The 18,704-nt window shown below is 69.9% G+C and carries 16 protein-coding genes; 13 read left to right on the top strand and 3 right to left on the bottom strand.

Going from position 1 to position 18,704, the window contains the following annotated elements; genetic code table 11:
- Positions 1-31 precede the first annotated feature (31 nt).
- Positions 32-1,189, bottom strand: a complete 1,158-nt coding sequence (gene tal / locus VAB18032_RS21090; protein ID WP_013734944.1) for a transaldolase — start codon at positions 1,187-1,189, stop codon at positions 32-34.
- A 17-nt stretch (positions 1,190-1,206) separates the two neighbouring features.
- Positions 1,207-3,345 carry a transketolase gene (tkt, locus tag VAB18032_RS21085; protein WP_013734943.1) on the bottom strand — a complete coding sequence of 713 codons (2,139 nt, stop codon included), beginning with the start codon at positions 3,343-3,345 and terminating at the stop codon, positions 1,207-1,209.
- A gap of 280 nt (positions 3,346-3,625) precedes the next feature.
- Here tkt and VAB18032_RS21080 point away from each other — a divergent pair, with 280 nt between their 5' ends.
- The 3 genes from VAB18032_RS21080 (at position 3,626) to VAB18032_RS21070 (ending at position 6,147) form a co-directional block, all read left to right on the top strand.
- A complete protein-coding gene (locus VAB18032_RS21080) occupies positions 3,626-4,582 on the top strand; it encodes a heme o synthase (protein WP_013734942.1) in 957 nt (318 codons plus the stop codon).
- Positions 4,583-4,884: 302 nt separating this feature from the next.
- A complete protein-coding gene (locus VAB18032_RS21075) occupies positions 4,885-5,220 on the top strand; it encodes a hypothetical protein (protein ID WP_013734941.1) in 336 nt (111 codons plus the stop codon).
- A gap of 6 nt (positions 5,221-5,226) precedes the next feature.
- The gene (locus tag VAB18032_RS21070; RefSeq protein ID WP_013734940.1) at positions 5,227-6,147 is read left to right on the top strand and encodes an ATP-grasp domain-containing protein; all 921 of its coding nucleotides are present in this window, start codon (positions 5,227-5,229) and stop codon (positions 6,145-6,147) included.
- A 201-nt stretch (positions 6,148-6,348) separates the two neighbouring features.
- Here VAB18032_RS21070 and VAB18032_RS21065 read toward each other — a convergent pair whose 3' ends face one another.
- Positions 6,349-7,332, bottom strand: a complete 984-nt coding sequence (locus tag VAB18032_RS21065; RefSeq protein WP_081476176.1) for a COX15/CtaA family protein — start codon at positions 7,330-7,332, stop codon at positions 6,349-6,351.
- 211 nt (positions 7,333-7,543) lie between these two features.
- Between VAB18032_RS21065 and VAB18032_RS21060 the strand changes: the two genes are divergently transcribed.
- The 10 genes from VAB18032_RS21060 (at position 7,544) to VAB18032_RS21015 (ending at position 18,609) form a co-directional block, all read left to right on the top strand.
- Positions 7,544-8,221 carry a helix-turn-helix transcriptional regulator gene (locus VAB18032_RS21060; RefSeq protein ID WP_232510902.1) on the top strand — a complete coding sequence of 226 codons (678 nt, stop codon included), beginning with the start codon at positions 7,544-7,546 and terminating at the stop codon, positions 8,219-8,221.
- Entirely contained in the window at positions 8,218-9,648 is a 1,431-nt protein-coding gene (sufB, locus tag VAB18032_RS21055; protein WP_013734937.1) for a Fe-S cluster assembly protein SufB, read from the top strand. Before VAB18032_RS21060 ends, sufB begins: the two co-directional genes overlap by 4 nt.
- An 80-nt stretch (positions 9,649-9,728) precedes the next feature.
- Entirely contained in the window at positions 9,729-10,871 is a 1,143-nt protein-coding gene (gene sufD, locus VAB18032_RS21050) for a Fe-S cluster assembly protein SufD (RefSeq protein WP_013734936.1), read from the top strand.
- A complete protein-coding gene (locus VAB18032_RS21045; RefSeq protein WP_013734935.1) occupies positions 10,871-11,197 on the top strand; it encodes a non-heme iron oxygenase ferredoxin subunit in 327 nt (108 codons plus the stop codon). The genes sufD and VAB18032_RS21045 overlap by 1 nt, the downstream gene beginning before the upstream one ends.
- Positions 11,197-11,970, top strand: coding sequence for a Fe-S cluster assembly ATPase SufC (gene sufC, locus VAB18032_RS21040; RefSeq protein WP_013734934.1), 774 nt, complete (start codon positions 11,197-11,199; stop codon positions 11,968-11,970). Before VAB18032_RS21045 ends, sufC begins: the two co-directional genes overlap by 1 nt.
- Before the next feature lie 25 nt (positions 11,971-11,995).
- Positions 11,996-13,300, top strand: a complete 1,305-nt coding sequence (locus tag VAB18032_RS21035; protein WP_013734933.1) for a cysteine desulfurase — start codon at positions 11,996-11,998, stop codon at positions 13,298-13,300.
- Between the two features lie 42 nt (positions 13,301-13,342).
- The gene (sufU, locus tag VAB18032_RS21030; protein ID WP_013734932.1) at positions 13,343-13,819 is read left to right on the top strand and encodes a Fe-S cluster assembly sulfur transfer protein SufU; all 477 of its coding nucleotides are present in this window, start codon (positions 13,343-13,345) and stop codon (positions 13,817-13,819) included.
- Positions 13,816-14,253: a metal-sulfur cluster assembly factor gene (locus tag VAB18032_RS21025; protein WP_013734931.1), complete on the top strand. Its 438-nt coding sequence runs from the start codon at positions 13,816-13,818 to the stop codon at positions 14,251-14,253. Before sufU ends, VAB18032_RS21025 begins: the two co-directional genes overlap by 4 nt.
- Before the next feature lie 231 nt (positions 14,254-14,484).
- On the top strand, positions 14,485-15,141 hold the full coding sequence (locus tag VAB18032_RS21020) for a LysE/ArgO family amino acid transporter (protein ID WP_013734930.1): 657 nt from the start codon (positions 14,485-14,487) through the stop codon (positions 15,139-15,141).
- Between the two features lie 393 nt (positions 15,142-15,534).
- Positions 15,535-18,609 carry a M12 family metallo-peptidase gene (locus tag VAB18032_RS21015; protein ID WP_232510837.1) on the top strand — a complete coding sequence of 1,025 codons (3,075 nt, stop codon included), beginning with the start codon at positions 15,535-15,537 and terminating at the stop codon, positions 18,607-18,609.
- Positions 18,610-18,704: the final 95 nt, after the last annotated feature.

Genomic DNA, 18,704 nt, shown 5'->3' with positions numbered 1-18,704 from the left:
GCGGCGGCGTGAGCGACGCCGGGGCGAACCGTCACGCAGATCCTCCGGCCTGCGCGGCGCCGCCCGGGTGACCGGTGCCCTGGGCAGCGGCGACCAACGACTTGCGTACGCCGTCGAGCAGCTCCTGCCAGCTGGCTTCGAACTTCTCCACGCCCTCACGTTCCAGCGTCTCGATCACGTCGGCCATGTCGACACCGACCGCGGCGAGCCGCTCGAAGGCCTGCCGGGCGTCGTCGTACGCGTCGGTGACCGTGTCGGGGCGGGTCTCGCCGTGCTCAGCGTAGGCGTGGATGACCGCCTCCGGCATGGTGTTGACCGTCCCGGGGGCGATCAGCTCCTCGACGTAGATGACGTCCCGGTAGTCCGGGTTCTTCGTCGAGGTGGAGGCCCACAGCGGGCGCTGCGGGTGCGCCCCGGCATCGGCGAGGGCCTGCCAGCGGTCGCTGCCGAAGACCTCGCTGTAACGCTCGTACGCCAGCCGGGCGTTGGCCACGGCGGCCTTGCCGCGCAGCGCCTTGGCCTCGTCCGAGCCGATCTTCTCCAGCCGCTTGTCCACCTCGGTGTCGACCCGGGAGACGAAGAACGAGGCCACCGAGGCGATTGTGGACAGGTCGTGGCCGTTGGCCCTGGCCTGCTCCAGGCCGGCGAGGAAGGCCTCCATCACCTGCGAGTAGCGGTCCAGGCCGAAGATCAGCGTCACGTTGACGCTGATCCCCTCGGCCAGGGTGGCGGTGATCGCCGGCAGGCCGTCCTCGGTCGCCGGGATCTTGATGAACAGGTTGGGCCGGTCGACCAGCCACCACAGCGCCTTGGCCTCGGCCACGGTGCGCTCCGCCTCGTGGGCCAGCCGCGGGTCCACCTCGATGGAGACCCGGCCGTCGACCCCGCCGCTGGCGTCGTAGGCCGGACGCATCACGTCGCAGGCCCACCGCACGTCGTACGTGGTGAGCATGCGGACCGCCTCCTCGACGTCGACGCCCCGCACGGCCAGGTCACGCAGCTGCCCGTCGTAGGTGTCGGCGTCGCTCAACGCCTTGGCGAAGATCGTCGGGTTGGTGGTCACCCCGACCACGTGCTTCTCCCGGCGCAGCTGGTCCAGCCCACCGGAGGACAGTCGTACCCGGGAAAGGTCGTCGAGCCAGACCGCCACCTTCGCGGCGGACAGCTCACCAAGCCTGTCGGTCGTCATGTGCGCCAACGCTCCCCTCAGTTGCCGGTGGTGAAACCGGTGATGTCCCCGACGCGGGTCAGCGCCGCGTGCGCGGCGGCGACAATCCGGTCGGGGGTGAAGCCGAACTGCTCGAACAGCACCGAGTGCGGGGCGCTGGCGCCGTAGTGCTCCAGGCTGACGCTCTCGCCGCAGTCGCCGACGATCCCGCGCCAGGACATCGCGATGCCCGCCTCCACGCTCACCCGGGCCTTTACCCCGCGCGGCAGCACCGACTCCCGGTACGCCTCGTCCTGCTCGAAGAACCACTCCTGGCAGGGCATCGACACCACCCGGGTGGGGGTGCCGTCGGCCTCCAGCCGCTCCCGGGCGGTCAGGCAGAGCTGCACCTCGGAGCCGGTGCCGATGATGATCACCTGCGGCTTGCCGTTGGACGCCTCGGCCAGCACGTAACCGCCCTTGGCGACGCCGTCCGCGCCGGCCAGCTGGGAGCGGTCCAGGGTCGGCAGCGGCTGGCGGCTCAACGCCAGCGCGGTCGGCCGGTCGGTGTGCTCCAAGGCCTGCCGCCACGCCCACGCCGTCTCGTTGGCGTCGGCCGGGCGGACCACGTCCAGGCCGGGGATGGCGCGCAGCGCGGTCAGGTGCTCCACCGGCTGGTGGGTCGGGCCGTCCTCGCCGAGACCGATCGAGTCGTGCGTCCAGACGTAGACCACCGGCAGCTTCATCAGCGCGGCCAGCCGCACAGAGGGCCGCATGTAGTCGCTGAACACCAGGAAGGTGCCGCCGTACGGGCGGGTGCCGCCGTGCAGGGCGATGCCGTTGAGGATCGCGCCCATGGCGTGCTCACGGATGCCGAAGTGCAGCGTGCGGCCGTACTCGTGGCCGGGGAACTCCTTGGTGGCGTACTGGCTCGGTACGAAGGAGGGCTCGCCCTTCATCGTGGTGTTGTTGCTCTCGGCCAGGTCGGCGGAGCCACCCCACAGCTCGGGCAGCACCGGGGCGAGGGCGCCCAGCACCTTGCCGGAGGCGGCCCGGGTGGCCACGCCCTTGGCGTCGGCCGGGAACTCCGGCAGCGCCTCCGTCCAGCCCTCCGGCAGGGCCCGCGCGGCCAGCCGGTCGTAGAGCGCGCGACGCTGCGGGTTGGCCTCGGACCAGGCGCCGAAGGCGGTCGTCCACTCCTGCTGCTCGGCCTCGCCGCGGCGCAGGGCACCCCGGGTGTGGGCGAGCACCTCCTCGGTGACCTCGAACGAGCCGGCCGGGTCGAAGCCGAGGATCTCCTTGGTGGCGGCCACCTCGTCGGCGCCGAGCGCCGAGCCGTGGATCTTGCCGGTGTTCTGCTTGTTCGGTGCCGGCCAGCCGATGATGGTGCGCAGCGCGATGAACGACGGGCGGCCGGTCTCCGCCCTGGCGGCCAGCAGCGCCGCGTACAGCTCCTCGACGTTCTCGTGGTAGTCGCCCTGGTCGGCGTCGCCACGCCGCCAGTCGACCGTCTGCACGTGCCAGCCGTACGCCGCGTAGCGGGCCGACACGTCCTCGCTCATCGCGATGCGGGTGTCGTCCTCGATCGAGATCTCGTTGTCGTCGTAGATCACGCAGAGGTTGCCCAGCTGCTGGTGCCCGGCGAGGGCGCTGGCCTCGTGGCTGATGCCCTCCTCGATGTCACCGTCGGAGGCGATGCACCAGATGTGGTGGTCGAACACCGACTCGCCCGGCTCGGTCTCGGGGTCGAACAGGCCGCGCTCGCGGCGCGCCGCCATGGCCATGCCGACGGCGTTGCCCAGACCCTGCCCGAGCGGGCCGGTGGTGGTCTCCACGCCCGGGGTGTGCCCGTGCTCCGGGTGGCCCGGGGTGAGCGAGCCCCACTGCCGCAGCGACTTGAGGTCGTCCAGGCTGAGCGGGTAGCCGGCCAGGAAGAGCTGGATGTACAGCGTCAGGCTGGAGTGGCCGGCGGACAGCACGAAGCGGTCCCGACCGGGCCACGACGGGTCGGCCGGGTTGTGCCGCATGACCCGGTTGAACAACAGGTATGCCGCGGGGGCGAGACTCATCGCCGTACCGGGGTGGCCGTTGCCGGATTTCTCCACGGCGTCCATGGCCAGCACGCGGACGGTGTCCACGGCACGGCGGTCGAGGTCGGACCAGTCAAGTGCGGGGTGCTCGGGTCGTTTGGCAGCCACGGTGGTTAGTGCTCCTCGGCGAGATGGGCGGAACCCTCACTGGTGACCCTATCGAGCGTCCCGGAACGTGCGCCCGAGGATCTCAGCATGCTGGTCTGTACGGTTCGGCCCGGCCGCCCGGTTCAGCTGGGACGATCAGCCTTCGGTGTGACGGTTCGCACCGTTGCCGGGTCGCCCGGGCAGCCAAAACGACAACGCGTAGTGTGTGGGGCGGTTGTGTGTGGATCCGACGGGTCCGACCGCCTCGATCTCCCCTGCCGACGCCGGAAGGTGGCAATCCGTGAGCATGATCACCGAGCGCCCGGTCAGTAACCCTGCCGGGGAGTCGCCGGTGTGCTCGGCGGAGGACTCGCCGGCCCGGTCCCGCGACGTGCGGGCGGTGGTGGCCGCGTACGTGTCGCTGACCAAGCCGCGCATCGTCGAGCTGCTGCTGGTCACCACCGTGCCGGCGATGATGCTCGCGCACGGCGGGCTGCCGTCGCTGTGGCTGGTCGCGGTGGTGCTCGTCGGCGGCTCGCTCGCCGCCGGTGCCGCCAGCGTCCTCAACTGCTACATCGACCGCGACATCGACCAGGTGATGCGGCGGACCAAGCGTCGGCCGCTGCCCGCGCACACCGTGACGCCGCGGAACGCCCTGATCTTCGGTCTGGTGCTGGCGGTGGTCTCGGTCGTGCTGATGGCGGCCTTCACCAACCTGCTCGCCGCCGGGCTGACCCTGGCCGCGATCGTCTACTACGACCTGGTCTACACGCTGTGGTTGAAGCGGACCACCACGGCGAACACCTTCTGGGGCGGGGCCTGCGGGGCCGCGCCGGTGTTGATCGGCTGGGCGGCGGTGACCGGTTCGCTGTCGCCGGTGGCCTGGGCGCTGTTCGCGGTGGTCTTCTTCTGGCAGATGCCGCACTTCTACCCCTTGGCCATGAAGTACAAGGACGACTACGCCCGTGCCGGCATCCCGATGCTGCCGGTGGTGGCCTCCGTCCGGCGGGTGAACGCCGAGATCGTGTTCTTCGCCTGGCTGACGGTGCTCTCCTCGCTTGCCGTCTGGGCGCTGGGCCTGAGCCCGGTGTACGGCGTACCGACGCTGGTGGTGGGCGCGATCTTCATCGTGGAGGCGCACAAGCTGGCCGGACGGGCCCGGCGGGGCGAGGCGGTCAAGCCGATGCGGCTGTTCCACTGGTCCACGACCTACCTGACCATCGTCTTCGCCGCTGCCGCCCTCGACGCGCTCCTCTGAGGCGCGATTCCGCCGAGACGCCCCGGTAAGGCCCGTTTCGGCACCGCAGTATAGGAAGGATTCCTTCTTATCAAGTGGTATCAGTCGATGTGCGTGTCTGAATTGTCGCCGTAGGTAGGCCGCGACGGATTCTGCGTGTTCCCGGCCGATTGAGCCCCATCTGACCGGTGGTTATGGCCGATTTAGCCCGGATAAATACGGGCGAAAAGGTATCCCGTTTCCCTAAACCTTGGCGTTATCGGTATCACAAAAAGCTTACGGTTCTCCTACCTACGGCCCCTTGTTTGCTTAGGCTTCGCGTTATGGCAGATGGTTCCGATACGACGCTGACGGCTGAACAGACCCCCTCCGGCTCGGCCCCCAACGGGCTGGTCGCGGGGATCAGGTCGTTCGCCGCCGGACATGGCGGGGCGAAAGCGGTCATCGAGTACGTCGGCAAGCGCGGTGCCCGGATCGTCCTGGTGGGTTCGGACGGTGCCTGGGGAGACCAGTTCGCAGAGGACACGGTCGTCGCCCGGGAGGCCTGCGCGCAGGCCGGGGTCGCCGTGGAGAACGCCTGGGAGCGGGAACTGATGGACCAGATGCGCCCGAGCAACGACCTCTGGCGTTCGATGGCCCGTCGCACGATGGCCCGTTGAGATAAATTGACCGACCACCACCAGCCGGCCCGGGGGAAACCCCGGGTCGCTCTCGTCACCTGTACCGAATTCGCCGAACTCGAAGCGGACGATCGCCTCGTGATCGCACCGCTGGCCGCCCGCGACATCGCCGCCGAACCGGTCGTCTGGGACGACCCGGCCGTCGACTGGGCCGGCTACGACCTGGTCGTGCTCCGCTCGCCCTGGGACTACATGTCCCGCCGCGACGACTTCGTCGCCTGGGCGGCCGGGGTGCCCCGACTGGTCAACCCGGCCGACGTGGTGCGCTGGAACACCGACAAGCGCTACCTCGACGAACTGCGCGCCGCCGGGGTGCCGACCGTGCCGACCGGCTGGGTGCTGCCCGGTGAGTCGTGGCAGCCACCCGCCGACGGCGAGTACGTCATCAAGCCGTCGATCAGCGCCGGCAGCCAGGACACCGGCCGCTACGACATGGCCGATCCGGAGCACCGGGAACTCGCCGTGGCGCACGTACGCCGGCTCGGCGACGCCGGTCGGATCGCCATGATCCAGCCGTACCTGAGCGCGGTGGACGCCGCCGGGGAGACCGCGCTGCTCTACTTCGCCGGCCCGCAGGGGCTGGCGTTCAGCCACGCCATCCGCAAGGGGCCCATGCTGTCCGGTCCCGACCTGGGTACGGAAGGGCTCTACAAGCCCGAGGAGATCAGCCCGCGTACCGCCACCGCGGACCAGCTCGCGGTGGCCGAGCGCACCCTGGCCGTGGTGCCCGGCGGGACGGACCGCCTGCTCTACGCCCGGGTGGACCTGATCCCCGGCCCGGACGGCACGCCGGTGCTTGTGGAGTTGGAGCTGACCGAGCCGTCCCTGTTCCTCGGCTACGCGCCAGGTACCCCGGACCGCCTCGCCGAGGCCATCCACACCCACCTGACCCACGCGGCCACCTGACGCGGCCCCTGACCTCCGCCCCGCTCGCCCCTATCGCCCGACTTCGTCGGTGAGGGGCGGGCGGGGCGGAGTCGGCTTGCTCGATCCGGGATCGAGTGGCCTTGATCCCGAGGAAGGCCACTCGATCCGGGATCGAGCGTGATCTTGCGGCGATCCCAGCGCCGGCCGTGGTCAGGCTCGGGTGGGTCAGGCTCGGGCGGGTCAGGCGTGGGCGGTGACCGGCTCCTGGGCGGGGGTGACGCTTGCGGGCGGCGTGGCCGGGTGGTCGGGGTGTGCGGGGCGGCGTTCGCGGATCGACCAGAGCACCGACAGGGTGGCCAGCCAGACCAGGCAGGAGCCGAGCATGTGGGCGCCCACCAGCAGCACCGGCAGGTTGGTGAAGTACTGCACGAAGCCGATCACGCCCTGGGCCAGCTCGACGAGCAGCAGGGTGCGGACGGCCCGTACCGCCCCGGCCGGGGCGCCGAGGGCGCGCAGCGCCAGCCACAGGCCGACGGTCAGGCCGATCAGCAGGAAGACCAGGTCGGCGTGCACCTGCGAGATGGTCTGCGGGTCCAGGCCGTTGCGGACCGCGTCGGCGTCTCCGGCGTGCGGGCCGCTGCCGGTGACCAGCACCCCGACGACGATCACCGCCGCGCTGACCACCACCGTGATCCAGGTCAGGGCCCGCAGCGCCGGGGGGACCAGGACGACCTTGGGGCCGTCGGGTTCGCGTACCTGCCGCCACAGGGCGTACGAGACGAGCAGCAGCAGCATCGAGACCACGAAGTGGATGCCCACGATCGAGGGGTGCAGCTGGGTGCGTACGGTGATGCCGCCGATCACGGCCTGCGCCACGATGCCGAGCACGACGGCCAGCGCCAGGGGCAGCGCTCCCCGCCGACGCGGGCGGTGCGCCAGGACGGCCAGCAGGGTGGCGCCGGCGATCAGCACCAGGACGAAGGTGAGCAGCCGGTTGCCGAATTCGATCACCCCGTGCATGCCCATCTCGGCCGTCGTGGTGTAGGAATCATCGGTGCACCGGGGCCAGGTGGGGCAGCCGAGGCCCGAGGCGGTCAGCCGGACCGCCCCGCCGGTGACGACGATCACCACGTTCGCCACGATGTTGGCGAACGCGAGGCGGCGGAGCAGCGTGCTGGAGACCGGGAACCGGGCAGGTCGCTTCACGGAGCGAATCCTACGCACCGTAGTTGTCCCCGATCGGGTGACTCCGCCCTTTCGGTGGCTCGGATCACCGGACCCCCGTTTGCAGGGCCTGATCGAATTACGTAACGTGGGCGTTGTGAAAAAGGCGGCAGGGTTCCCCGAGCACCCGTCGGCGGCCGGTTCGGTCGCCGACCGCTCGACGCCACCCGCCTCCACCCGGCCGGGTGCGGATGCTGCTCCCAGCGCCGACCTGTCGACCCGGAGCCGGGTCACCCAGCTGCTGCTGGAGCGCCGTGCCGCCACCGCCGCCCAGCTGGGCGGCGCGCTGGGGCTCAGCCCGGCGGCGATCCGCCGGCACCTCGATGCGATGCTCGCCGACGGTGACGTCATCGCCCGCGAGCAGACGGTACGCGGTCACCGGGGGCGGGGTCGTCCGGCCAAGGTGTTCCTGCTGACCGATGCCGCGCGCAGCCGCTGCGGCACCCACCACTACGACAACATGGCCACCGCCGCGCTGCGGTGGATCGCCCGCACCGGTGGCCCGCGCGCGGTGGAGGAGTTCGCCGCCGAGCAGGTGGCCGCCCTGGAGGCGCGCTGCCAGGCAGCCCTGGCCGACGCCGGGGACGAGCCGATGGCGCGGGCGGAGGCTCTCGCCGCCGCGCTGACCGCCGAGGGTTACGCTGCGAGTGCGTCCACGATCGCCTCCGGCGGCCAGCTCTGTCAGCACCACTGCCCGGTGGCGCACGTGGCCGCCGAGTTCCCTGCGCTGTGCGAGGCCGAGACCACGGTGATCTCCCGCCTGGTCGGCACGCACGTGCAACGTTTGGCCACCATCGCGCACGGTGACGGGGTGTGCACCACGCACATTCCCGGTTCGCCGCCTGCCCAGTCCGGTATGACCGTCACCACTGTGAGGACAGATAGATGACCGAGCAGATCGTCCAGCCCCTGACCCAGGAGGAGCAGCTCGCCGCCCTCGGTAACTACGAGTACGGCTGGGCCGACCCGGACGTCGCCGGAGCTGTGGCTCAGCGTGGCCTCAACGAGGCGGTGGTGCGGGACATCTCGGCCAAGAAGAACGAGCCGGCCTGGATGCTCGACCTGCGGCTGAAGGGCCTGCGGCTGTTCGAGCGCAAGCCGATGCCGGCCTGGGGCGCCGACCTCACCGGGATCGACTTCGACAACATCAAGTACTTCGTCCGGTCCACCGAGAAGCAGGCCACCAGCTGGGAGGACCTGCCCGAGGACATCAAGAACACCTACGACAAGCTGGGCATCCCGGAGGCGGAGAAGCAGCGGCTGGTCGCCGGTGTGGCGGCGCAGTACGAGTCCGAGGTGGTCTACCACAAGATCCGTGAGGACCTGGAGGAGCAGGGTGTCGTCTTCCTCGACACCGACACCGCCCTCAAGGAGCACGAGGACATCTTCAAGGAGTACTTCGGCACGGTGATCCCGGTCGGCGACAACAAGTTCGCCGCGCTGAACACGTCCGTGTGGTCCGGTGGCTCGTTCATCTACGTGCCGAAGGGCGTGCAGGTGGAGATCCCGCTGCAGGCGTACTTCCGGATCAACACCGAGAACATGGGCCAGTTCGAGCGGACGCTGATCATCGTCGACGAGGGCGCGTACGTGCACTACGTCGAGGGCTGCACCGCGCCCATCTACTCCTCGGACTCGCTGCACAGCGCGGTCGTCGAGATCATCGTCAAGAAGAACGCCCGCTGCCGCTACACCACCATCCAGAACTGGTCGAACAACGTCTACAACCTGGTCACCAAGCGCGCGGTGTGCCACGAGGGCGCGACCATGGAGTGGATCGACGGCAACATCGGCTCCAAGGTGACCATGAAGTACCCGGCGGTCTACATGACCGGCGAGCACGCCAAGGGTGAGGTGCTCTCGGTGGCCATGGCCGGCGAGGGGCAGCACCAGGACGCCGGCGCCAAGATGGTGCACGCGGCACCGCACACCAGCAGCACCATCGTGTCGAAGTCGATCGCCCGGGGTGGCGGCCGGACCTCGTACCGGGGCCTGGTGCAGGTGCTGGAGGGCTCGCACAGCAGCGCCAGCACGGTCAAGTGCGACGCCCTGCTGGTGGACACCATCTCCCGCTCGGACACCTACCCGTACGTCGACATCCGCGAGGACGACGTCTCGATGGGGCACGAGGCCACCGTCTCCAAGGTCAGCGAGGACCAGCTCTTCTACCTGATGAGCCGGGGCCTGAGCGAGGACGAGGCGATGGCGATGATCGTGCGTGGCTTCATCGAGCCGATCGCCAAGGAACTGCCGATGGAGTACGCCCTGGAGCTCAACCGCCTGATCGAGCTGCAGATGGAGGGCGCGGTCGGCTGACCCCGCCCGGCGGGCCGGCACGCGCCCGGCCCGCCACCCCAGCACCTTCACCGTCGTCGCAAGAACAGACCAAGGACGAGATGACTATCCAGGCTTCCGCGCCGCCGACCACCAAGTCGCAGGCGCTGCGCTCGTACGACGTCGCCGACTTCCCGGCCCTGACCGGCCTGGAGGAGGAGTGGCGATTCACCCCGCTCAAGCGGCTGCGCGGGCTGGTCGGCGACGATCGCATCGCCACCGGCACGGTCCGGCACGAGTACGCCGACCTGCCCGAGGGCGTGCTGGTGGAGCGGATCGGCCGCGACGACCCGCGGGTCGGTACGGTGCTCACCCCGTTCGACCGGGTCAGCGCGCTTGCCTACGGCGGCGTCGAGCAGGCGCTGCTGGTGCGGGTGGCCCAGGACGCGGTGGTCAGCGGCCCGGCCGTGCTGCGGGTGGTCGGCGAGGGCAGCGAGGGTCTGGCCTTCGGGCACACCGTCGTCGAGGTGGGCCGGTTCGCCGAGGTGATCCTGGTGCTGGAGCACGTGGGTTCGGCGACGCTGGCGGACAACGTCGAGGTGACCGTCGGGGACGGGGCGAAGCTGACCCTGGTCACCGTCGCCGACTGGGCCGACGACGCGGTGCAGGCCCAGCACCTGAAGGTGAAGCTGGGTCGCGACGCGCGGGTGCTGCACGTGCAGGTGAGCCTCGGCGGTGACCTGGTCCGGCAGTACACCACTGTCGAGTACACCGACCGGGGTGGCGAGGCCGAGCTGTACGGCGTCTACTTCGCCGACTCCGGCCAGCACCTGGAGCACCGCCAGCTGGTCGACCACACCGTGCCGGACTGCCGCAGCTACGTCGGCTACCGGGGCGCGTTGCAGGGCGCCAGCGCCCACACCGTCTGGGTCGGTGACGTGCTGATCCGGGCCGAGGCGACCGGCACCGACACGTACGAGATCAACCGGAACCTGCTGCTCACCGACGGCGCGCGGGCGGACTCCGTACCGAACCTGGAGATCGAGACCGGCGAGATCGCCGGCGCCGGTCACGCCAGCGCCACCGGCCGCTTCGACGACGAGCAGCTGTTCTACCTGATGGCCCGAGGCATCCCGGAGGCCGAGGCCCGCCGGCTGGTGGTGCGCGGCTTCTTCGCCGAGCTGCTGAACAAGATCCCGGTCGAGGAGTTGCGAGAGCGGCTGGGGGAGACCATCGAGGCGCGGCTCACCAAGGCGGGCGCCTGATGATCCGGATCTGTGCGGTCGAGGACGTGCCGAAGGGCACCGCGATCAGCGCCGATGTCGAGGGCACCCAGATCGCGCTGGTGCACGGCGAGGACGACCAGTTCTACGCCGTGCACGACGAGTGCTCGCACGCCGCCGTGGCGCTCTCCGAGGGCGAGGTGGAGGGCTGCACGCTGGAGTGCTGGCTGCACGGCTCCCGCTTCGACCTGCGTACCGGCGAGCCGACCGGCCTGCCCGCGACCGAACCCGTCCCTGTCTACCCCGTCGAAGTCCGCGACGGCGACATCTACGTCAGTCTGACGCCGAGCAATGGAGTGACCCGATAATGAGCACCCTGGAGATCCGTGACCTGCAGGTGTCGGTCAAGCTGCCCGAGGGTGAGCTCAAGCCGATCCTGGCCGGTGTCGACCTGACCGTCCGCTCGGGTGAAACGCACGCCATCATGGGCCCGAACGGCTCCGGCAAGTCGACCCTGGCGTACTCGATCGCCGGTCACCCGAAGTACGAGATCACCGGCGGTTCGGTGACCCTCGACGGCGTCGACGTGCTGGAGATGTCCGTCGACGAGCGGGCCCGCGCCGGCCTCTTCCTGGCCATGCAGTACCCGGTCGAGGTGCCCGGTGTGTCGGTGGCGAACTTCCTGCGTACCGCCAAGACCGCCATCGACGGCGAGGCGCCCAAGCTGCGGACCTGGGGTGCCGAGCTGCGCGGCGCGATGGAGCGCCTGCACATGGACCCGGCGTTCGCCCAGCGCAACGTCAACGAGGGCTTCTCCGGTGGTGAGAAGAAGCGGCACGAGATCGTGCAGCTGGAGCTGCTCAAGCCGAAGGTGGCCATCCTCGACGAGACCGACTCCGGCCTCGACGTGGACGCGCTGCGCGTGGTCAGCGAGGGCGTGAACCGGGTACGTGACACCGGTGACACCGGCCTGCTGCTGATCACCCACTACACCCGGATCCTGCGCTACATCAAGCCGGACTTCGTGCACGTCTTCGTGGCCGGCCGGATCGTCGAGCAGGGTGGCCCGGAGCTGGCCGACAAGCTTGAGGAAGAGGGCTACGAGCGGTACGTGGCCGGGGCCGGTTCGGCGCGGGCCTGATCCCAAGGAAAGGCTGGTCACGACGATGACCACCATCGCGATCCCGCCGGGGATGCCGCAGTACGACGACGTGCCGCGCTACGACGTGGCGGCGGTACGCGCCGACTTCCCGATCCTCGGTCGGGAGATCAACGGCCATCCGCTGGTCTACCTGGACAGCGCCAACACCTCGCACAAGCCGCGTCAGGTGCTCGACGTGCTGCGCGAGCACTACGAGCAGCACAACGCCAACGTGTCCCGGTCGGTGCACACGCTGGGCACCGAGGCCACCGAGGGGTACGAGACGGCCCGGGCGAAGGTGGCCGGCTTCATCAACGCGCCGAGCGTCGACGAGGTGGTGTTCACCAAGAACTCCACCGAGGCGATCAACATCGTGGCGTACGCCTTCTCCAACGCCTCGTTGCGCGCGGACGCCGACCCTCGGTTCCGGCTCGGCCCGGGTGACGAGATCGTCATCTCCGAGATGGAGCACCACTCGAACATCGTGCCGTGGCAGTTGCTGGCCGAGCGCACCGGCGCGACGCTGCGCTGGTTCCCGGTCACCGAGCAGGGCCGGCTGGACGAGTCAGGGCTGACGGACCTGGTCACCGAGCGGACGAAGATCGTCTCGCTGGTGCACATGTCAAACATCCTGGGCACGGTCAACGCCACCGCGCGGATCACCGAGCGGGTCCGCGAGGTCGGTGCGCTGCTGCTGTGGGACTGCTCGCAGTCCGTGCCGCACATGCCGATCGACGTGGTCGACCTGGACGCGGACTTCATCGTCTTCACCGGGCACAAGATGTGCGGCCCGACCGGCATCGGGGTGCTGTGGGGGCGGTCGGAACTGCTCGCCGCGATGCCGCCGGTGCTCGGCGGTGGTTCGATGATCGAGACGGTGACGCTGGCCGGCTCGACGTTCGCCGCGCCGCCGGCCCGGTTCGAGGCGGGCACCCCGCCGATCGCCGAGGCGGTCGCGTTGGGTGCGGCCGTGGACTACCTCACCGCGCTCGACATGCGGGCCATCCAGTGGCACGAGAAGCAGTTGACCGCGTACGCCCTGGATGCTCTGGGTAGCGTGCCCGGCCTGCGGATCTTCGGCCCGGAGGTGCCGGTCGGCCGGGGTGGCACGATCTCCTTCGCCCTCGGCGACGTGCATCCGCACGACGTCGGGCAGGTGCTCGACTCCCTGGGTGTGCAGGTGCGGGTGGGCCACCACTGTGCCCGGCCGGTCTGCACCCGCTTCGGGGTGCCGGCGATGACCCGGGCCTCGTTCTACCTCTACACCACCACCGAGGAGATCGACGCCCTGGTGGCGGGCCTGGAGCAGGTGCGGAAGGTGTTCGAGTGAGCGGCGACGCAGGAGTCCGCGAGTCGACAGGAGCTCAGCCTGATGCAACTTGATGCTCTTTATCAGGAGATCATCCTGGATCACTACAAGCACCCGCATGGGCGCGGGCTGCGCGACGCCGCCGAGCCGACCGACCGGGTGGCCGAGGCGCACCACGTCAACCCCACCTGCGGTGACGAGGTGACCGTCCGGGTGGCCACCGACGGCGAGGTGCTGCACGACGTGTCGTACGACGGCATGGGCTGCTCGATCAGCCAGGCGTCGGCCAGCGTGCTGCACGAGCTGCTGACCGGCCGGGAGGCGGCAGCGGCGTTCCAGGTGCACGAGGCGTTCGTGGCGCTGATGTCCGGCCGTGGCCAGGTCACGCCGGACGAGGAGGTGCTCGGCGACGGGGTGGCGTTCGAGGGTGTCGCCCGCTATCCCGCCCGGGTCAAGTGCGCGTTGTTGCCGTGGATGGCGTTCAAGGACGCTGCGGCACGCGCCGGTGTGGGCGCGAGCCCGACGGAGGTGAAGGCATGACCGAGGAAACCAGCACGCCGGAGTCGGGCGCCGTGGCGACCGACAGCGCGGCGACGCCGGCCACCGATGCGTCGGCGACGCCCGCTGCCGACGGCACGGCAGCGCGCGGCAAGGCCGCCGTGGCCGACGTCGAGGAGGCGATGAAGGACGTCGTCGACCCGGAGTTGGGCATCAACGTGGTCGACCTCGGCCTGGTGTACGGGGTGCACGTCGACGACGAGAACGTGGCCACCCTGGACATGACGCTGACGTCGGCGGCCTGCCCGCTCACCGACGTGATCGAGGACCAGGCCCGCCAGGCCCTGACCACCGGCCCGGGTGGCGGTCTGGTCAACGACATCCGGATCAACTGGGTCTGGCTGCCGCCGTGGGGACCGGACAAAATCACCGACGAGGGTCGGGATCAGCTCCGCTCCCTCGGCTTCAACGTCTGAGGCGGATATCCAGACGCCCGGAGCACCGGCCACGGCCGGTGCTCCGGGCGTCTTTGCGTGGGTTTGCCGAGGTCAGCCCTTGATTCGCGGGATGTTTAACCGCTGGCGTGAGGCGGCCGCCTCGTGCAAGATCATGTCCGTGTGCGAGGCGCTTCCGAATGAGTCGTCCCCGGTCGCCGTGACCATCGTCGCGGGTCGACAGCGGGACTCGGCACGTTTCGTCTCGATCCCTTGTCGACCGTCGTGACCGGCGCGTTCCTGGCCGGTGTGGTCGCCGGCTACGGTGTGGCCATTCCGGTCGGCGCGATCGCCGTACTCATCCTCGGGCTCGCTGCGCGGACCTCGTTCCGGGTCGGTGCGTCCGCCGCGCTCGGGGTGGCCACCGCCGACGGGATCTACGCCGGGGTGGCGGCGTTCGGCGGGGCCGTGGTCGCCGGCTGGCTGGCACCGTTCGCCACGCCGCTGCGGCTGGTCGCGGCGGCGGTGTTGTTGGGCCTGGCCGGCTACGGGGCGTGGCGGGCGCTGCGGCCGCGCGGTTCGGCCGACCCGGCAGCGGGCGTCGGCCGGGCTGCGAGGCGGGGCCTGGACACCCCGATCCGGGCGTTCGCCGGGATCCTCGCGCTGACCCTGCTCAATCCGGCCACCGTCGTCTACTTCACGGCGCTGGTGCTCGGTCGGGTGGAGCTCGGCGGTTCGGGGTTCGCCCTGGCGACCCTGTTCACTCTCGGGGTGTTCCTCGCCTCGGCCAGTTGGCAGTTGCTGATCGCCGCAGGCGGCACGATGGTCGGGCGGGTACTCACCGGGGTGCGGGGCAGGCTGGTGACGGCGCTGTCGTCAAGCGCCATCATCGCCGCGCTCGCCGTCGCCATGCTGCTGAATGGACACTAAGCGACTGTCGTCACGACCGTGGTGACGGTCGTCATCCGCGATGGACACCACAGATGTGACGGTTGCATGTTGGTCGTGTGGCAGCCAGGTAAAGAAGGCTGCTGGAGGGACGGTCGGTCCCACGCGCCGAACGGTTGGATCATGGTCGTCCCCGCAGTCGGGCTTGATCATCCGTTCGGTAATGGCTGAGGCCCGAATCAGTGGAGCTACGGTCCATTCCTGACTGCCGAGCGGCTGTCGGCCAACGTCCTGCCAGGTGGACCTCACCCTTCCGTCCGATGCCCTGAATTCATCTCGTGTTTAGGGTGCTGGCAAATCCCTGATCATCTTGCCCTCTCCATCAGTGAAGGAGAGGGCACGTTTGGTCATTCCCCTTCACAGCTGGGAGCAACCTTGAGGATCATCCTCACCCCACAAGCGCGGGGCGGGCGCAGCAACGGCCCGCCACGTCGTGGTCGCCTGGCGGGCGTCCTGGCCGCCGCGCTGACCGCAGCGATGCTGCCGGTCCTGGCCGCCCCCACCGCTGCCGTCGCGGCTCCGTCGAGCGAGAGCCTCTGGCGCAAGGTGGACGGCAAGCCCGCTCCGACCAAGTCGGGCAAGAAGGCCGCCATCAAGGCGAAGAAGCAGAAGACCTTCACGCTCGACCGGGCCGGCATCGAGAGCCTGCTGGACAAGGCGCCGGCGGAGAACCGCCTCGCCGCCCGTCAGCAGCGGCAGTTGGTGTCGCTGCCCGCCCCGGACGGCACGTTCCAGCGCTTCGAGCTGGTCGAGTCGCCGGTGATGGAAGCGGACCTCGCCGCCGCTCACCCGGAGATCACCACGTACGCGGGCAAGGGCGTGGACGACCCGACCGCGACGGTGCGGGCGGACCTCACCCCGCTGGGCTTCCACGCCTCGGTGCGCTCGTCCGACGGCACGTGGTACATCGACCCGTACTACCACCGCGACCAGAGCCTGTACGCGAGCTACTTCGCCAAGGACCTGGAGGACACCCACGGTGAATTCCACGAGCACGAGGACGTCGAGACGGCGGCCCACGCTCTGAAGGAAGAGCTCGGGGCCCAGGCGGAGCCGACCATCGGCCCGCTGGTGTCGCTGCGGACCTACCGGCTCGCGATGGTCACCGACCCGTCGTACGCCAACTACTTCGGCGCGGAGAACGTGACCGCGGCGAAGGTGACGCTGATCAACCGGGTCAACCAGATCTACGAGGACGAGACCGCGATCCGGCTCGTCCTGGTCAACGCCACCGACGAGACGAACCTGAACACCCCGGCGCTGGCCACCGAGCCCAACGGCCCGTGTGGCGCGGCACCCTGCTACACCCCGGCCCAGCTCGCCGGGTGCAGCAGCGGTCTGCTGAACCGCAACCGGATCGTCCTCGGTCAGATCGTCGGCGCCAGCAACTACGACGTCGGACACATCGCCCTCGGCCTCGCCGGTGGCGGTATCGCCGGCCTCGGCGTGGTCGGTGGTGACGGCAAGGCGCGCGGTTGCACCGGTCTGCCGAACCCGGTCGGTGACTATTTCGCGGTCGACTATGTCGCACACGAGATCGGTCACCAGTTCGCCGGCAACCACACCTTCAACGGCAACCAGCACAACTGCTCCGGCGGCAACCGCAGCGCGGCCAACTCGTACGAGCCGGGCAGCGGTTCGTCGATCATGGCGTACGCCGGCATCTGCCGGCAGGACAACCTCCAGCCGCACACCGACCCGTACTGGTCGCACCGCACCTTCACCGAGATCACGACCTTCGTCACTGCGACGCGGCCGGCGATCAACGAGGTGCAGACCGTTTCGCTGCTCGACTTCGACGCCGACGGTGACTCCTTCACGATCAGCTACGGTGGCGCGAACTCGGCCCCGATCGTGCGTGGCGTCAACTACACCACCGCCGGCATCAAGGCCGCGATCGAGGCGATCCCGGGCTGGCCGGCGGGTGCCACGGTGAACGTCGCCGCCTTCGGCGGCAGCGGGACGCTGAACGACACCGGCTTCCAGGTGACGTTCACCGGCGCGCTGGCCCAGACCAACGTCGAGCAGCTCGCCCTGACCAACGTCTTCGGTGCCTCCGGCTTCGTCGGCGAGACCTCCAAGGGTGGCGCCATCGACAACGGCGGGCACCTGGTGCAGGAGACGGCCAACCACGCTCCCGTGGTCACCGTGCCGGACAGCGTCACGATCCCGGTGCGTACCCCGTTCGCGCTCACCGGTAGCGCCACCGACGCCGACGGCGACGTGCTGACCTACCTGTGGGAGCAGAACGACCGGGGTGGCTCCGCCGGTACCGCACTGATGAGCAACACCAAGACCAACGGTCCGTTGTTCCGGGTCTTCGGCGAGGCGGCGAACGTGACGCCGGAGGACGCCCAGCAGTACCACTCGCCGGGTCAGAACGTGGTCACCACCAACTCGACCCGGGTCTTCCCCGACATGAAGCAGATCCTGGCCGGCAACACCAACGCCAAGACGGGCGCCTGCCCGGTGGCACCGGCGCCGCCGACCAGCGGGAGTGCCTCGAACGTTCCCGCGGAGATCGTGGACTGCTACTCGGAGTTCCTGCCCACTCAGGACTGGGTCGGTTTCAACAATGACCGGACCATGAACTTCAAGCTCACTGCCCGCGACGGGCGGCTGGGTGGCGGTGGCGTGGGCAGCGCCAACGTCGCCGTGGCCCTGGCTCCGCAGGCCGGGCCGTTCCTGGTCACCTCGCAGGGCACCGACGCCGGCCTCGACGGCGGTTCGACCCAGACGGTGACCTGGGATGTCGCCGGCACCGACCAGGCGCCGGTGAACGTCAGCGAGGTGAAGATCACGCTTTCCGCCGACGGCGGGGAGACCTTCCCGTACGTGCTGGCGGAGCGCACCGCGAACAACGGCAGCGCCGACGTGCGCCTGCCGAACGTCTCGACGGACAAGGCTCGCATCAAGATCGAGGCGGTGGGGAACGTCTTCTTCGCCGTCAACGAGGCCGACTTCACCATCCTGCTCAACGGTGGGGACGCGCAGCAGCAGATCACCACCACCGTCAAGCCGGGTCCGCTGGCGCTGTCCGTCGCCGGCTCGACCGTCGCCCTGCCGGCGGTCAACCTCGGTGACATCACCACCGGCGCGCTGAACCAGGCCACCGTCGAGGACCTGCGGGGCACCAGCGCCGGCTGGAGCCTGACCGGCCAGGTCTCCGACTTCACCTCGACCAACGGTGCCAGCATCGCTGCCGGTAACCTCGGCTGGGTGCCGTCGGCGGAGGCTCAGACCGAGCGGTTCATCGGTACCCAGGGTGTCGTCACCCCGGGTGCCGTCGCCGAGCCCGGCGCCGGTCTGGGTGAGGCACGTGCCCTCTGCACCTCGGCTGCCGGGGTCAGTGGTGGCGTGTTCACCTGTGACGCTGAGCTCAACCTCGGTGTGCCGTCCTCCGCACGGGCGGGCGACTACATCGCGACCCTGACCCTGACCCTCTCCTAGGTTCGGGTAGTCGGGTCATTCCGGTGGGGCGGAGCAATCCGCCCCACCGGTGGCGGGACGGGGGCACAACCCCGTCCCGCCGTCCCGACCCGCTG

Source organism: Micromonospora maris AB-18-032, assembly GCF_000204155.1.
GTDB classification, from domain to species: Bacteria; Actinomycetota; Actinomycetes; order Mycobacteriales; family Micromonosporaceae; genus Micromonospora; species Micromonospora gifhornensis.
This window is presented reverse-complemented; position numbering and strand designations above follow the sequence as displayed.

Bases quoted from the DNA above. Each gene is read 5' to 3' on its own strand.
- VAB18032_RS21035 (WP_013734933.1), top strand. From the start codon at position 11,996: ATGACCACCATCGCGATCCCGCCGGGGATGCCGCAGTACGACGACGTG.
- tal (WP_013734944.1), bottom strand. From the start codon at position 1,189: ATGACGACCGACAGGCTTGGTGAGCTGTCCGCCGCGAAGGTGGCGGTC.
- VAB18032_RS21075 (WP_013734941.1), top strand. From the start codon at position 4,885: ATGGCAGATGGTTCCGATACGACGCTGACGGCTGAACAGACCCCCTCC.
- sufB (WP_013734937.1), top strand. From the start codon at position 8,218: ATGACCGAGCAGATCGTCCAGCCCCTGACCCAGGAGGAGCAGCTCGCC.
- sufD (WP_013734936.1), top strand. From the start codon at position 9,729: ATGACTATCCAGGCTTCCGCGCCGCCGACCACCAAGTCGCAGGCGCTG.
- VAB18032_RS21045 (WP_013734935.1), top strand. From the start codon at position 10,871: ATGATCCGGATCTGTGCGGTCGAGGACGTGCCGAAGGGCACCGCGATC.
- sufC (WP_013734934.1), top strand. From the start codon at position 11,197: ATGAGCACCCTGGAGATCCGTGACCTGCAGGTGTCGGTCAAGCTGCCC.
- sufU (WP_013734932.1), top strand. From the start codon at position 13,343: ATGCAACTTGATGCTCTTTATCAGGAGATCATCCTGGATCACTACAAG.
- VAB18032_RS21025 (WP_013734931.1), top strand. From the start codon at position 13,816: ATGACCGAGGAAACCAGCACGCCGGAGTCGGGCGCCGTGGCGACCGAC.